Source organism: Methylococcus sp. EFPC2 (assembly GCF_016925495.1).
Classification (GTDB): domain Bacteria; phylum Pseudomonadota; class Gammaproteobacteria; order Methylococcales; family Methylococcaceae; genus EFPC2.
On record NZ_CP070491.1, the window covers coordinates 809,601 to 823,973 of the forward strand.

At 62.2% G+C, this 14,373-nt stretch carries 12 protein-coding genes; 9 read left to right on the top strand and 3 right to left on the bottom strand.

What is annotated here, in order from left to right; genetic code table 11:
• The first annotated feature begins 182 nt into the window (after positions 1-182).
• The 6 genes from JWZ97_RS03480 (at position 183) to JWZ97_RS03505 (ending at position 6,437) form a co-directional block, all read left to right on the top strand.
• Positions 183-1,424, top strand: coding sequence for an RNA polymerase sigma factor (locus JWZ97_RS03480; protein WP_205433410.1), 1,242 nt, complete (start codon positions 183-185; stop codon positions 1,422-1,424).
• Between the two features lie 264 nt (positions 1,425-1,688).
• Complete coding sequence (locus JWZ97_RS03485; protein ID WP_205433411.1) at positions 1,689-2,516, top strand: DUF899 domain-containing protein; 828 nt, start codon at positions 1,689-1,691, stop codon at positions 2,514-2,516.
• Between the two features lie 213 nt (positions 2,517-2,729).
• Positions 2,730-4,289, top strand: coding sequence for a cobyric acid synthase (locus JWZ97_RS03490; protein ID WP_205433413.1), 1,560 nt, complete (start codon positions 2,730-2,732; stop codon positions 4,287-4,289).
• A complete protein-coding gene (cobU, locus tag JWZ97_RS03495; protein ID WP_205433414.1) occupies positions 4,277-4,798 on the top strand; it encodes a bifunctional adenosylcobinamide kinase/adenosylcobinamide-phosphate guanylyltransferase in 522 nt (173 codons plus the stop codon). The genes JWZ97_RS03490 and cobU overlap by 13 nt, the downstream gene beginning before the upstream one ends.
• The gene (gene cobT, locus JWZ97_RS03500; protein WP_205433421.1) at positions 4,795-5,856 is read left to right on the top strand and encodes a nicotinate-nucleotide--dimethylbenzimidazole phosphoribosyltransferase; all 1,062 of its coding nucleotides are present in this window, start codon (positions 4,795-4,797) and stop codon (positions 5,854-5,856) included. Before cobU ends, cobT begins: the two co-directional genes overlap by 4 nt.
• Positions 5,853-6,437 carry a histidine phosphatase family protein gene (locus JWZ97_RS03505; RefSeq protein ID WP_205433423.1) on the top strand — a complete coding sequence of 195 codons (585 nt, stop codon included), beginning with the start codon at positions 5,853-5,855 and terminating at the stop codon, positions 6,435-6,437. The genes cobT and JWZ97_RS03505 overlap by 4 nt, the downstream gene beginning before the upstream one ends.
• A 102-nt stretch (positions 6,438-6,539) precedes the next feature.
• Here JWZ97_RS03505 and JWZ97_RS03510 read toward each other — a convergent pair whose 3' ends face one another.
• Positions 6,540-8,027, bottom strand: a complete 1,488-nt coding sequence (locus JWZ97_RS03510) for an HD domain-containing phosphohydrolase (RefSeq protein ID WP_205433424.1) — start codon at positions 8,025-8,027, stop codon at positions 6,540-6,542.
• Between the two features lie 575 nt (positions 8,028-8,602).
• Here JWZ97_RS03510 and JWZ97_RS03515 point away from each other — a divergent pair.
• Positions 8,603-8,797 carry a hypothetical protein gene (locus tag JWZ97_RS03515; RefSeq protein WP_205433426.1) on the top strand — a complete coding sequence of 65 codons (195 nt, stop codon included), beginning with the start codon at positions 8,603-8,605 and terminating at the stop codon, positions 8,795-8,797.
• A 604-nt stretch (positions 8,798-9,401) separates the two neighbouring features.
• On the opposite strand, the gene JWZ97_RS03520 is transcribed toward JWZ97_RS03515, so the two are convergent.
• On the bottom strand, positions 9,402-9,938 hold the full coding sequence (locus JWZ97_RS03520; protein WP_240342459.1) for an RcnB family protein: 537 nt from the start codon (positions 9,936-9,938) through the stop codon (positions 9,402-9,404).
• Positions 9,939-10,191: 253 nt separating this feature from the next.
• Between JWZ97_RS03520 and JWZ97_RS03525 the strand changes: the two genes are divergently transcribed.
• Positions 10,192-10,527 (top strand): hypothetical protein, encoded by a 336-nt coding sequence (locus JWZ97_RS03525; RefSeq protein WP_205433427.1) that lies wholly within the window; start codon positions 10,192-10,194, stop codon positions 10,525-10,527.
• A gap of 10 nt (positions 10,528-10,537) precedes the next feature.
• On the opposite strand, the gene JWZ97_RS03530 is transcribed toward JWZ97_RS03525, so the two are convergent.
• Positions 10,538-11,824 (bottom strand): MgtC/SapB family protein, encoded by a 1,287-nt coding sequence (locus JWZ97_RS03530; protein ID WP_205433429.1) that lies wholly within the window; start codon positions 11,822-11,824, stop codon positions 10,538-10,540.
• Between the two features lie 127 nt (positions 11,825-11,951).
• Here JWZ97_RS03530 and JWZ97_RS03535 point away from each other — a divergent pair, with 127 nt between their 5' ends.
• The gene (locus JWZ97_RS03535) at positions 11,952-14,357 is read left to right on the top strand and encodes a Lon protease family protein (RefSeq protein WP_205433431.1); all 2,406 of its coding nucleotides are present in this window, start codon (positions 11,952-11,954) and stop codon (positions 14,355-14,357) included.
• The last annotated feature ends 16 nt before the right edge of the window (positions 14,358-14,373 follow it).

Here is a 14,373-nt window from a genome sequence, read left to right on the forward strand (position 1 = left end):
TCTGGCGCCTGCCGGCGGCGCTAAGCCTGTACGGTGTTTGCGCCAAACGGCTTCGACGCTCCTGGACTAGCGAAGCCGATACCCTGGTAAGGGAGTTGGCCTATTAAGGACGCGCCCGAGGTGGTGATGGAACAAGGAGATCGGCCGATGACAGTCAAGCTTGGCCTCGGCGGGTGCCTTTAATGTCTGGCGACGACGCGCGCGAGGCGGTGGCGGCGGCCTATCGTACCGACTCGCGCCGGATTTTTGCCACCCTGGTGCGCTTGCTGGGCGATTTCGACCTCGCCGAAGAAGCATTGCACGACGCCTTCCGCGCCGCCCTGGAACAATGGCCGCGCGACGGCGTGCCCGCCAACCCGCGCGCCTGGCTGGTTTCGGCCGGGCGATTCAAGGCGATCGACGGTCTTAGGCGATCCGCGCGATTCGAACCGCTGGACGAAGACGCCGACCCGGTCGATCCGGCCAGCGAAAATGATCCGGCCTGGGACGAAGAAAGCGTCGAGGACGACCGGCTGCGCCTGATTTTCACCTGCTGCCACCCGGCCCTCGCGCCGGACGCCCAGGTTGCCCTGACCTTGCGCGAAGTGTGCGGACTGACCACCGAGGAGGTCGCACGGGCGTTTCTGGCCAGCCCGTCCACGCTGGCCCAACGCATCGTGCGCGCCAAGGCGAAAATCCGCGATGCGCGCATTCCCTACCAGGTGCCGGCTCGCGAAGAATTGCCGGAACGGCTGGATGCCGTGCTGCGCGTGATTTACCTGGTATTCAATGAAGCCTACTCAGCCTCCTTCGGAAGCTCGCTGACGCGCTGCGATCTGTCTGGCGAGGCCATCCGTCTGGGGCGTCTGCTGATCGAACTGTTGCCGGAACCCGAAGCGATGGGGCTGCTGGCGCTGATGCTGCTGCACGAGTCCCGGCGTTCCGCGCGTACCTCTGCGTCCGGCGAGCTGATCCTGCTGGACGAGCAGGACCGCACTTTATGGGATGCGGATTTGATCGCCGAAGGCGTCGCCCTGGTCGAACGCGCGCTGCTGTCGCGTCGCTTCGGCCCCTACACCTTGCAAGCCGCGATCGTCGCGGTGCATGCCGAGGCGGCCAGTGCCGGTGAAACCGACTGGGAGCAGATCGTGGGACTCTACGATGTGCTGGCCATGGCCGATCCTTCGCCCGTGGTGGAGCTGAACCGCGCCGTGGCGGTGGCCATGCGCGATGGCCCTGCGGCGGGTCTGGTTCTGGTGGATACTATCCTGGCGCGCGGCGATCTGACGGATTATCACCTCGCCCATTCGGCGCGCGCGGATCTGTGCCGGCGCTTGGGCCAATACGCCGAAGCCCGCGCCGCCTTCCAGCGAGCACTCGCTCTCGCACGGCAGGAGCCTGAACGACGCTTTCTGGAAGGCCGCTTGCGCCAATTGCCGGATTGAGCGGTAGCCACATTCATTTGGCGCGTGGCTGTCGAATTCGCTGCGCTCCGCTCGACTATGCGATGTGTAACCCCTTAAGCCTTGGCTCCCTCCCGCATCCGCCATCACTCTGCGGGTGAGAAATGCCAAGTCTACAGAGTACGAGTGCTTACACGCTCATAGAGGCCGAAGACGTGAACGTAGCAATCCGGGCGACCTCGCGTATGCCGGGAACCTCGATTACGGATGGTTGCCGGGTATCATCGTAATTGAATGGAGAAACTCATGACCCACACCGACATCCTGCTTCCGCAAATCGTATCGCGGGACGAATGGCTAGTAGAACGAAAGAAGCACCTCGCGCATGAAAAGGAACTGACCAGACAGATCGATGCGCTGTACGCCGAGCGTCGCCGGCTCCCCATGGTAGCCGTGGACAAACCGTATTTGTTCTCCGGCCCGGAGGGCTCGGCGAGCCTGTTGGATCTGTTCGGAGGTCGCCGCCAGCTCGTCGTCTATCACTTCATGTTCGATCCGCACGATCCGCCCGAGGGCAGATCCGGCGCACCCTGGGACGAAGGCTGTCCGGGTTGCTCGTTTGTGGCCGACTCGATCCCTCATTTGGCACATTTGCATGCGCGCGAGACCTCTCTCGTGCTGGTTTCCCGCGCACCCTGGAACAAGATCGCACCGTTCAAGGCGCGCATGGGCTGGACCGTGCCCTGGTATTCCTCTTTCGACAGCGACTTCAATTACGATTTCCACGTGACGCTGGATGAAGCGAAAAGCAGCCTCGAATGGAATTACCGGAGTGCGCAGGAACTCAAACAGGCCGGCAAGATACCGGACGAGAAAGGCGAGTTGCCCGGTCTGAGTGTCTTCCTGCGCAACGGCGAGCGCGTGTTCCACACCTATTCGACTTACGCGCGCGGCCTCGAAGTCCTGTTGGGTGCGTACCATTATCTCGACTTGACGCCCTTCGGGCGCGGCGAAGGCTGGGGGGGAATGCCCGATCTGGGCGGCCAGGGACAGAACTGGCTCAGACACCACGACCGCTACGAGATTGGCCGAACGCCGGAAGGCTGCTGTCACGCGCGGGCAAGCCTCGCGTAGGCCTTGCGCCGGAAATGCGGCGCCGGCGGCTGACACGGGTTCGATGCCGATGAGCCGTGACCGAATGCAGGGTAGAATGGGCGGATGAAGGCTTGCGGAAGCACGCCATGAAACCCTAGGCCACGCCGAGCGGGAACGACGAACTCTGAAGACGTTGGAAACAAAGACACAAAGCAAGGCCGAAACCGCGACGGGAGGCAGGCCCGTGCCAGCATGCCAGCCTTTTTACGCGAGCTTCCGCCGATTCGGCGGCACCGGGCCGATGCCGAGTTCGGCGGAACTTTGACAGCGCAAGCGCCTGCGCGGGCGTATACCCTCATGGTCCAGGGCACCACCTCGGATGCCGGCAAGAGCACGCTGGTCACGGCCTTGTGCCGGATACTGGCTAGGCGCGGCGTGCGGGTGGTTCCGTTCAAGCCGCAGAACATGGCCTTGAACAGCGCCGTGACCGCCGACGGCGGCGAGATCGGCCGTGCCCAGGCCGTGCAGGCGCAGGCGGCGCGGCTGGCCCCGCATACGGACATGAATCCCGTGCTGCTCAAGCCCAACACGGACACCGGAGCGCAGGTCATCAAACAGGGCAGGGCCGTCGGCAATCTGGATGCGGCCGACTACCATCGCTACAAGCCCGTGGCGAGAGGCGCCGTGCTGGCCTCCTATGCCCGGCTCGCGGCGGCTTATGAGGCCGTAATCGTCGAGGGAGCCGGCTCCCCGGCGGAGATCAATCTGCGCGAGGGCGACATTGCCAACATGGGCTTCGCCGAAGCCGTGGACTGCCCGGTGATTCTCATCGCCGACATCGACCGCGGAGGGGTGTTCGCCCACCTCGTCGGCACGCTGGCGTTGCTGTCTGAGAGCGAACGGAATCGCGTGCGGGGTTTCGTCATCAACCGTTTTCGCGGCGATCTGGCCCTGCTGCAACCGGGGCTGGATTGGCTGGCGCGCGAAACCGGCAAGCCGGTGCTGGGTGTGTTGCCCTATCTGCACGGCTTGCATCTGGAAGCCGAGGACGCCGTCGAAGCGCGGCAATCCGCGAGCCGGACCGACGCCCTGCGGGTGGTGGTGCCCATCACGCCCCGCATCAGCAACCACACCGATTTCGATCCGCTGCGGCTGCATCCCGGCATCGATTTGCGATTCGTGGCGCCGGGAGAGCCTCCGCCTCCCGCCGATCTGGTCGTGCTGCCGGGTTCGAAATGCGTGCGGGCCGATCTGGCTTTCCTGCGCCAGCAGGGCTGGGAGCCCTATCTGCAGAAACACCTGCGCTACGGCGGCAAACTGCTGGGCATCTGCGGCGGATTCCAGATGCTGGGCCGTGAAATCCGCGATCCCCTGGGCCTGGAAGGCGAATCCGGCGTCAGTGCGGGATTTGCTTGGCTGGACATGGCGACGACGCTCGAACCGGAGAAGCAATTGCGCAACGTGGAAGGACGGTTGCTGCATGAGGGCGTGCCGGTGACGGGCTACGAGATCCACGCCGGCATCAGCGCGGGACCGGCGCTGGATAGACCGTTCGCCGAACTGGAATCCGTTGGGTTCGACGGTGCGTGCTCCCCGGATGGCGCCGTCCGCGGCACCTATCTGCACGGCCTGTTCGAGTCGCGGGAAGCCGCCGATGCCATCCTGCACTGGGCCGGATTGGCCGAACCGAACTCGCCGGATTATGTCGCCCTGCGCGATGAGGAAATCGAACGCTTGGCCGATGCGGTGGAAGTGCATCTGAGCCCGTCTTTCATTCACGAACTATCGATAGCGAACACATGCGGGAATTGATTTTGGGCGGAGTGCGCTCGGGCAAGAGCCGCTTGGCGGAAAGCCTGGCTACTCAGAGCGGTATGGCCGTGACCTATATCGCCACCGCGCGCATCGGCGACGAAGGCATGCGCAAACGGGTGGAGGCCCATAGGCACCGGCGTCCGGCCGATTGGACATTGGTCGAGGAACCGATAGCGCTGGCCCGTGCGCTGAAATCGCATGCGGCCGAGGACCGCTGTTTGATCGTGGATTGCCTGACGTTGTGGCTCACGCAATTGCTGTGCGAGGTCGAGCCCAGTCGGCTGGATGAAGAAAAGTCGGCCTTGCTCGCAGAATTGCCGGCCTTGCCGGGGCGCATCCTCCTGATCGGCAACGAAACCAATATGGGAGTCATGCCGCTGGGCGAATTGAGTCGGCGATATTGCGATGAGGCCGGAGTTTTGCACCAGAAACTCGCGCAGGTCTGCGACCGGGTCATGCTCACCGTGGCCGGCCTGCCTTGGGTGCTGAAAGGAGCTGCGCTTTGAGCGGGCAAAACGACTATTGGTGGCGGGGTCCCGTCGCGCCGCTCGATGCCGAAGCGACGCAAGCCGCGGCCGAGCGCCAGGCCCAACTCATCAAGCCGCCCGGCGCCCTGGGCAAGCTGGAGTCCCTGGCGATCAGGCTGGCCGGCATGCAGGGCAGGGCTCTGCCCGGTGTCGAGCGGGTCCGCATCGTGTTGTTCGCGGGCGATCACGGCGTGGTCGCCGAAGCTGTGTCGGCGTTCCCACAGTCGGTGACCACGGCGATGCTGAACTGCTTCGCGGGCGGCGGATCGGCCATTTCCGTGCTGGCGCGTGAACTGGGAGCGGACCTGGAGGTGTTGAACCTGGGCACGGTGGAAGACGTGGCCGTACCGGGGGTGATCGATGCACGCCTTGGACCGGGTACCGCCAATTTCACCGCGGCGCCCGCGATGAGCGAGCATCAGGTCGCGCGGGCGCTGAACGTGGGACGCCACGCGGCCGAGCGAGCCCGGCTGGCGGACACGGACATCCTGATCGGCGGCGAGATGGGCATAGGCAACACCACATCCGCAACCGCGCTGGCCTGCGCCTTGCTGGGTGAGGCCGCGGAAAACCTGGCGGGGCCCGGTGCCGGCCTGGACGGCTCGGGTGTGCGGCACAAGATCGAGGTCATACGCCGGGCTCTGGATTTCCATGCGCCGCATCTCTCCGACCCCTTGGAAGTCTTGCGGCGGCTGGGGGGCTACGAAATCGCCGGACTGGCAGGCGCCTATATCGCCGCGGCCCGGATGGGGCTGCCGGTGCTGGTCGACGGTTATATCTGCACCGCGGCGGCCTTGGTCGCCGAGAGGCTGTGTCCGGGATGCCGGGTCTGGTTCATCTTCGGTCATGCCTCGGCGGAACCGGGCCATGTCCGGATGTTGTCCGCCTTGCAGGCCGATGCCTTGCTCGACCTGGGCCTGCGCCTGGGCGAGGGCAGCGGTGCCGCGGTGGCCTTGCCGCTCCTGCGCCTGGCCTGTCGGCTGCACGCCGGCATGGCCACTTTCGCGGAAGCCGGCGTGGCGGGCAAAACGCCATGAGCCGGGCCGATCCGGGGGTCGATTTGCTGCGTCATGGCGCAGTGGAAGGCGGCACGCGATTCCGTGGCCAGCGGGACGATCCGCTCACGCCCGCCGGCTGGCGACAGATGCGAGAAGCCGTGGAGTCGGGCGGACCGTGGGAGGTAATCGTCAGCTCACCGCTTATACGGTGCAAGGCGTTTGCCGAGGAACTGGCGGCGGAACGGGGCATCTCCTTGTCTATCGATTCCCGCCTGGCGGAAATCCACTTCGGCGAGTGGGAGGGGCGGAGTTACGGCGAGCTGATGTTGACTTCGCCGCTGGCGGTCACGCGATTCTTCGATGATCCCGTGCAATACCCGCCGCCCGGAGCCGAACCGATGGACGTTTTCCGTGCCCGGGTCCTGGCGGCACAAGCGGATTTGTTCTCGCGGGGTGCGGAAGGGCGGCGGGTATTGGCGATCACCCACGGTGGGGTCATCCGGCTAATGCTCTGCCACGTCCGGGGCTGGCCCATGCAGCGGCTGAAGGATGTCGAAGTCGGGCATGCCTCGCTCCACGCCTTGAGCCGCGTGACGGAGCAGGCCGGGGCCGTTCGATAGGGCCGGAGTTCTCTGTGTCGCCAGTGGCGAAAGTCGGGTAATGCCGGGGCCGTACCTAAAGCTTGTCGATGCATAGGCTCCGGCGAGTCTGCGGCGGCAACGCTATATCGTGGAGTCCAGGGATACGTGAACGACGTGCACGGGATATTTTTCCTGTTGTTCCAGGAAAGCCAGCTGCTCGATCACGTTGTGCGTCAGGATCTGGCCTTCGGCCAGCAGCAGCAAGCCATCGGAGAGGACGATGGATTTACCCAGTATCATGCCTGGCTTGAGCTGCTTGATGCGCAAGGGCTTCGAGCTTTTGTGCAGATCCCAGGAGCCGCCGGCTGCGCCGTCATACGCACGGGAGTTGGCCGAATTGTCCTCTTCGCTGCGGATTATGTCTGCATAGGACGCCAGGTTGAAAAACACATCCACCACCGCGGGGTCATAGCGCTTGTTCTTGTTGAGCACGAGGTAGTTCATGGCTTGCGAGCGCGTCATCGTGTTCACGGTCAGCAGCCCGTTGCGCAGTTCGTCATAGTCGTTTACGACCCGTATGATGCGGGTGCCGAGCGGGATTTCCTCGCCGCGCAGCCGTTTGGGATAACCGCTGCCGTCATACCATTCATTCTGCCAGCGTATCAGTTTGGATACTTCGCTCAGTTGCTCCAGACCCATCAACACGGCGCAGCCGCGTATGGGGTGGGTGAGGATGTGTTCGCGCTCTTCCGCCTTGAGCGATTCGAACGGCTTTTTGAAGAGTCGGTCCGGAAGGCCGATCTTGCCAATGTCGTGCACCAGTGCGGCCAGGAAGATGTTCTGTGTCTCGACCTCGGACAGATTCATGGCATGAGCCACGTTGCGGGCGTTCTGGGCGACTCTGCGCGCATGTCCCATCAGGCTCTGCTCGCGCATTTCCAGCAGATTGGCGAAGGTCTGGATCGTACTGACGAAGTTCGACTTGAGCTGGCTGTGGGCCGACTGCAGCAGCGCAAGGCTCTTGTGCACCTGTTCCGTTCTGGCCTTGACCAGATTTTCCAGGTTGCCGTTGAGCACCTTGATGTCCCGGTATTGCGTGCGCAAGGTGAGATGGGTTTGCACGCGTGCGAGCACGATGGACGGTTTCAGCGGCTTGGTGATGTAGTCGACGGCTCCGAGTTGGAAGCCTTTTTGTTCGTTTTCCTCGGAATCCAGCGCCGTGACGAATATCACCGGGATGTCGGCGGTCGAGGGCGATAGGCGCAACTGCGACAGAACGGTGTAGCCGTCCATATCGGGCATCATGATGTCGAGCAGTATCAGGTCGGGCTTGGGTTCCTTGCCTGCGGCCAGCAAGGCCAGGGGGCCGGATTTCGCTGCCCGCACGCGATAGTGCTTTTGCAATATCCCGGTCAGCACTACCAGGTTTTCCGGCTGGTCGTCGACGATGAGTATCGTGGCGGGCGGCGGCGTGTCGTTTTTGGGAGCGGAGGCGTCTTGCGTGTCTGCTTCTGTCATGGTTTCGTAGGGGCGGGCGAGCGCGCGCAGGGTATTCGGTGCCTGGTCGAATCCATAATAGGCGATTTGACGGCCGAATTCGTCCTGGCGCTGCCCGAGTAATCTTGCCATGTGATATCCGCACCACTTTCCTGCAACCCTTCCTTATGCCGTTCTAAGAGCGCTTACCGTCTCCCGGATCGAAGGTAAGGTCAGAACTAGGCTATGGGAGCTTATGTCTGCGCTAACGGTTGAAAAGTCTTCACTCCCCTCCCCTCGTAGGGGGGCAGGGAGGGGACAGAACGTTCGATACTTACGTCAAGTCCTCGGTGCGAGGCCGTTTCAAGCACAACCCCCATCCCAAGCTTCCAATCGCCAACGTCGCTTCAGTCGCGACCTTCCCCTTGCAGGGGGAAGGGGCTTGGCGCGGTGCGGCATGCGGATCACTTCAGATGAAATCCTTGGTCTTAGGCACGGCGCGAGACGAAAAAAACCATTTCAACGGCTAATGCAGACATAGCCTTTCGGGAAACGCCGGCGGCATTGATGCGAGCCGTTGATCATCGATAAGCGATCGTGATGGTTTGCATAATAAACAATCATGAAATTGTCACAGTAATTATTCCTATATGGTATACAATTGAAACCAAGCTAATTCTTCTGAAATAGCTGGTATTGTTTCAAATTTGTAAATTATGGAGATTGCCATGCACTTCTTGCTCTTGATGTTGCTTGCCCCGTTCGGGGTATTGTTTGGAGTCTTCGGTTTGATCGCGGCACTGTTGGGCGCATCGCTGCTGGTCGAATTCCCACTTATCGCGATGGCGGTCATCGGCCTCGTTTTGCTGGCTTTAATCGTTCCCAAGCTTCGCAAGCCGGGTGAGTTATGCCACATGGCCTGATAGCGCAACGCTTTCGTAAAGCCCACTGAAAATCCCAGCCTAGGCTGGGATTTTTTTTCTCTGCTGTACCGCCGCAAGGCAATGTTCCCATGGACCAGCGCCGTATCGGGCAGCGTTCAATGTCGGCGCTCGCCGAAATTTAAGTGTCCTCTTATCCACCTTCCCTGATGTTCCGACGTGCCGAACACGCCCAATTTTTCAATTGGGAGGCTGAGGACTCTAGAGAGTGAACGCGCAATCTTCCGGGGCCGGCATCGGGGGCGTGGCGGTCTAGCGGTCTTAGCCAACGCGCGTACTGTCGGCAACAGGGCTGGCGCTGTTCGGCCTTCGGGTATGGGCGAAATCGGGCAAGTCGCGTGAAGCGCGCCGCACGGACGACGACGTCAGTGCCGCTTCGGATCGAAGCGCCCGCTTGCAGAGCTGGCGGTTTGGCGCCTCGTCCGGACAACGCGATGCGCTGGGGGATGTGGAGGCCGACGGTTGGCGCTGCATGCCTTCGGACTCGCGAAATTCCTTCCATGTTCCGCGCCATTGGGCGCAGCGAAACCCACTGACCGCAAGGTCCGGCGGGCTTTTTGTTTTCGCTGTGTGCGCTAGGGGACGCCTAGCGGCCGAGGTCGGTGATCGCGTCCAATATCAGTCGGGTGCCCGTGGCCATTAGTAGAATGTCGTTCGCCACGCGCACATAGCGATAACCGGACGGTGGCATGCCGAGTTGCAGGACGACGGAGGCGGGGAGATCGTAATAGTCCACGTCGCGCGGCAAGGGGCGGCCTATCGCCCATTTTTTCGCCTGACCCGGCGGGAGGCAGCCGTTATGCTTCTTGGCGAGTCCGGGCGGACAATCGCCGGAACGGAACTGTGCTCCAAAATAGTCGTTGGCGTAGCGCCTTTGGCGATCATCGAAATACCCGCGTTCGACGACCTCCCTGTCCGGCCGGCCATGATCGATCTGATCATCCCGGTCCGGTCGTCCGCTTTCGTGCCGGTCGTGCTCCCGGTGCTCGTGCGTCTTGCGTTCGTGCCTTTCCTTGCCTTCGCGCGGCCCGCCCGGCTTTTCGGCCAATGCGGCATGTGAGGCGATGAGCGCTGCGATCATGAGCGACAGTGTGCCGCTCTTGCGGATTAGAGGGGTAGGCATGCTTGACTCTCCTGTAAAAACGGAGCCGGCCACGGCGGCAGGGTCGTTCGAGGCTTGGGCATGACGGCCCGAGCGACGTTAAACCTAGTACAGGGCCGGGACCGGAGCAAGGCGGATGAGCGTAGCGCCGTGCCCGATTTTCGTTGACACGATAACGATGCGCTCTCTATCCTCACCCGGCGTTCAGGTATCGAACGGTTCGGTCCTCACGCGGCCGTTCAGCCCAAAAACAATAATCAAATCGGGGTTCATCATGTTCAAGACCTACCTCCTGTTGGTGGTTTCCTCTCTCGTCTTAGCCTCTGCCGTGTCGGCTTCGAGTACAGAACTCACGGAAGCCACGGAGCTATTGAAAAGGATGCATGCGGACGAATGCAGGAAACAAAGGCTCAGGGGACAGTTATTGGTGGCACATCAATCCCACGACCAAACAAGAATGAGCACGTTGGCGCCGCAACTGGACGCAATCAGCGACAAGCTCAAGCCACTGGAGGATCAACTCAAGTCGCTCAAGGACCGAATTAAGAAGATTCCGGCAGATCAAACGGCGCTCGATACCGTACAGTTGGAATTGGGCGAGTGTAATTAAGCGCTGGTTACTAAAGAGCGATGAGCGGTTGAGAAATCGCTCCATCGGCCCAGGCCACGGCGAGTCCCAACGCGATCATCGCGATGAAGGTCGCCGCGACGATCCGCGCCATGGCTCCCCCTGCTATTGCGATGGTCAATCCGCCCTTGACCAGGGTATTCACGAGAGCGGCGAAGACGATAGCCAGTGAGGCCAGGTCGACGGAGTAATGCGAGGGCGATAGGCGTGCAAGCGAGAGGGTAATGGCGTCGACGTCGCTTAAGGCCGAAATGCCCGCCATCAGGAAGACGCCAATATGGCCGTAGGTATCCTTGAGCAGCCGGGTGAGCACCATGATTGCGGCCAGCAGCCCACCGAAGCGCAGGGCCATGCCGAATTCGAACGGGTTTTTCAGCTCCACCCGTCCGGACACCTGAACTTCCGGGGTCTTGCGCGTCAGCCCCCAGGCGGTGGCATAGCCGCATGCACTCATCAGCAACAGCGGCCATAACAAGGGTTTGATCAACGCCGGCTGCAGCAGTCCGACGATCAGCAGGATGCGCGGAAACATGGTGGTCGAGGCGATGATGACCCCGGCTGCGAGCAGGCGCTGCCAGGCCGGTTGGGTTCTGGCCATGCGCGACATGCTGAGAGTGGCCGCGGTAGACGATACCAGCCCGGCGAACAGGCCGGTCAGCAGTATGCCCCGGCTGGGTCCGGCGAGCTTGATGGCGAAATAGCCCGCGAATGAAATCGCGCTGATCGCGACCACCATCCACCAGACCTCGTAAGGATTGAATGCGCCCCAGGGGTCGACTGCGCGGTCGGGCAGTACGGGCAGCATGACGCAGGAAATCAGCAAGAGCTGGAGTATGGCGGCCAGCTCCACCGGCTCCAACTTGCGCAGCGCGCCGTGCAGTACCGGTTTCAGGCCCAGCAAGATGGTCACGATGACCGCCGTTGCCGCCGCCAGTTTGACGTGCGGGCTCATGGCCAGGGCGCCCAGAACGAAGGTGATCAGCGCGGCAACGGCGGTGGTGATGCTGTAATCGCCTTTTTGCTTGATTTCCAGGTAGGTGGATGCCGTCAGCACCAGGGCGAATGCTACGAATGGGCCGGCAACCAGCCATGCTGGCGCATTCCCGCCCTGCAGTTGCCAAAGCGCACCCAGCAGGCTGATGAGCCCGAACGTGCGTATGCCGGCCACGCGGCTGCCTTCATCCCCGCCCCGCTCGGACCATCCCCGTTCCAGGCCGATGAGCAGGCCCAGGCTTAGCGCGATCAACAAGCCTTGAAACTCGATCAGGTAATCGTTCATCTCCGGCTCCTCCCTCGATTCGAAATATAGGCAAAAAAGGCTTGTCGCTTCTGCCTTCGGCTCACTATGCTTTGCTCGTCGCTTTCGCGATAGCCCGCGCACTCGATCCCGTACAGCAAGGAATCTTATGTCGCAACAGCCCTTATCCCCCGATTTGCTATTTACGCCCTGCGATCCTGCGCTATTCAGCTTTTCCACCACCGAGGAGCTGGCCGAGACCGGGCTGATCGTAGGTCAGGATCGCGCACTGGAGGCCATCCGTTTTGGCCTGGGCGTGAAGCGCTCCGGCTTCAATATCTTTGCCTTGGGGCCTACCGGACACGGCAAACTCACGGCGGTGCGGGACATCGTCAGTCGCGAGGCCGATGCGCTGCCGGCGGCAGACGACTGGTGTTACGTCAACAACTTCGAGGATCCCGCCAAACCCAAGGCCTTGCGCCTGCCTGCCGGGCGGGGGGGCGTGTTCGCCCGCGCCATGGAACGTCTCATCGAGGAGCTGAGCGTCTCTATACCCGCCACCTTCGAAGGCGAGGAATACCGCACTCGCGCCGAGCAGATCGAGGACGAAGGCAGGCGCCGCGAGCAGGGGGCGCTGAACCACTTGCGGGCCGAGGCGCGGGCTGCGCAGATCGAGTTGATCGAAACATCCAACAGTTTTGCTTTCGTGCCCATAGGCCAGAAAAACGAGCCCCTGGCCCCCGATCAGTTCGAGAAATTGAGCGAGGAGCAGCAGCAGGCGCTGCACGACAAGATGGCGCATCTGCACCAGCAGTTGCAGAAGCTGTTGCGCCAGTTTCCGTCATGGCGGAAGGAGGCCAAGGAGAAGGTGAAGAGCCTCAACCGCGAGTTCGCCGTCTACGCCATCAGCCACCTGGTCGAAACCCTGAAGGAAAATTACGCCGACTTGGCGGAGGTGTGCGCCTACCTGGATCGCGCCGAGCAGGACATCATCGAGCACGCCGACGATTTTTTCCCCAAATCCGAAGGCGTCATGTCTCTGCTGAACACCCAGGCGCGCGTCACACCCTTGCAACGCTATCGGGTCAACCTCCTGGTCGATCACACCGCCAGCGCGCGTGCGCCCATCGTCGAAGAAATCCTGCCCAGCCACGTCAACCTGATCGGCCGGGTCGAGCACCAGGCTTACATGGGCGCATTGGTTACCGATTTCAGCATGGTCAGACCCGGTGCCTTGCACCGTGCCAACGGCGGCTATCTCATTCTGGATGCCCACAAATTGCTGATGCAGCCCTATGCCTGGGAAACGCTGAAACGGACCCTGCAAACCGGCGAGATCCGGATTGAATCCCTGGAGCGCACCTTGGGGCTTATCAGCACCACCAGCCTGGAGCCCGAACCCATACCTCTGCAGGCGAAGATCGTGCTCACCGGCGACCGGCTGCTGTATTACCTGCTCAGCTATTACGATCCGGAGTTCGCCGATCTATTCAAGATCGCCGCCGATTTCGAGGAAAGCCTCACCCGCAGCCCGGAAAGCAGCGCCGACTACGCGCGCGTGATCGCCAGCCTGGCCCTGCGGGAAAAGCTCAGGCCTTTGGATCGCGACGCCGTCGTCCGCGTCGTGGAACACAGCGCCCGCCTGGCGGAAGACGCGGAAAAACTCAGCATTCGGCTGCGTAGCCTGAACGACTTGCTGAAGGAAGCCGATTATCTGGCCGAAGCGCGTCAGGCCAAACTTATCAACCGGGACGATATTCAAGCGGCGATAGACCGTTGGGTGAGGCGCTCGGACCGTGTGCGCGAACGCATCTACGAAGCGATACGCCGGGGCCAGATACTGATTTCCGTCGATGGCGAAGTGGTCGGTCAGATCAACGGCCTGTCGGTCATAGGCCTCGGCGACTTCAGTTTCGGCCAGCCCAGCCGCATCACCGCGACCACGCGCTTGGGGTCGGGGAAAATTGTCGACATCGAACGCGAAACCGAACTGGGCGGGCCGCTGCACAGCAAGGGTGTGCTGATCCTCTCCAGCTTCATCGCTTCGCGCTATGCCACGACCAGCCCGTTTTCGGTGGCCGCCAGCCTGGTGTTCGAACAGTCCTACGGCCAGGTCGAGGGCGACAGTGCCTCGCTGGCGGAGCTGTGCGCCATTCTGTCGTCTCTGTCGGGTTTGCCGATACGCCAGTCGCTGGCGGTCACAGGCTCCGTCAACCAGCTCGGCCAGGTGCAGCCGATAGGCGGTGTGAACGAAAAAATCGAAGGTTATTTCGATGTGTGCCGCGAACTCGGTTTCAACGGCCGGCAAGGCGTGATCATTCCGGCCTCCAACGTCAAGAACCTGATGTTGCGGCAGGACGTCGTCGAGGCCGCGCGCAACGGGCAGTTCCAGGTTTACGCGGTGGAAACGGTGGACCAGGCCCTGGCGCTGCTGACGGGACAGTCCGCCGGGGTGCGCGACGAGGCCGGGGAGTTCGCCGCCGACACGGTGAACGGCCGGGTCGAGCGGCGGCTCAAGGAGTTCAGTGAAATCGTCAAGCAGCTCGCCAAGCCCGACAAGTCGGACAAGGATTGAGGCCGTCGGGTCCGCA

Bases quoted from the DNA above. Each gene is read 5' to 3' on its own strand.
- JWZ97_RS03480 (WP_205433410.1), top strand. From the start codon at position 183: ATGTCTGGCGACGACGCGCGCGAGGCGGTGGCGGCGGCCTATCGTACC.
- JWZ97_RS03485 (WP_205433411.1), top strand. From the start codon at position 1,689: ATGACCCACACCGACATCCTGCTTCCGCAAATCGTATCGCGGGACGAA.
- JWZ97_RS03490 (WP_205433413.1), top strand. From the start codon at position 2,730: ATGCCAGCCTTTTTACGCGAGCTTCCGCCGATTCGGCGGCACCGGGCC.
- cobU (WP_205433414.1), top strand. From the start codon at position 4,277: ATGCGGGAATTGATTTTGGGCGGAGTGCGCTCGGGCAAGAGCCGCTTG.
- JWZ97_RS03505 (WP_205433423.1), top strand. From the start codon at position 5,853: ATGAGCCGGGCCGATCCGGGGGTCGATTTGCTGCGTCATGGCGCAGTG.
- JWZ97_RS03510 (WP_205433424.1), bottom strand. From the start codon at position 8,027: ATGGCAAGATTACTCGGGCAGCGCCAGGACGAATTCGGCCGTCAAATC.
- JWZ97_RS03515 (WP_205433426.1), top strand. From the start codon at position 8,603: ATGCACTTCTTGCTCTTGATGTTGCTTGCCCCGTTCGGGGTATTGTTT.
- JWZ97_RS03520 (WP_240342459.1), bottom strand. From the start codon at position 9,938: ATGCCTACCCCTCTAATCCGCAAGAGCGGCACACTGTCGCTCATGATC.
- JWZ97_RS03525 (WP_205433427.1), top strand. From the start codon at position 10,192: ATGTTCAAGACCTACCTCCTGTTGGTGGTTTCCTCTCTCGTCTTAGCC.
- JWZ97_RS03530 (WP_205433429.1), bottom strand. From the start codon at position 11,824: ATGAACGATTACCTGATCGAGTTTCAAGGCTTGTTGATCGCGCTAAGC.
- JWZ97_RS03535 (WP_205433431.1), top strand. From the start codon at position 11,952: ATGTCGCAACAGCCCTTATCCCCCGATTTGCTATTTACGCCCTGCGAT.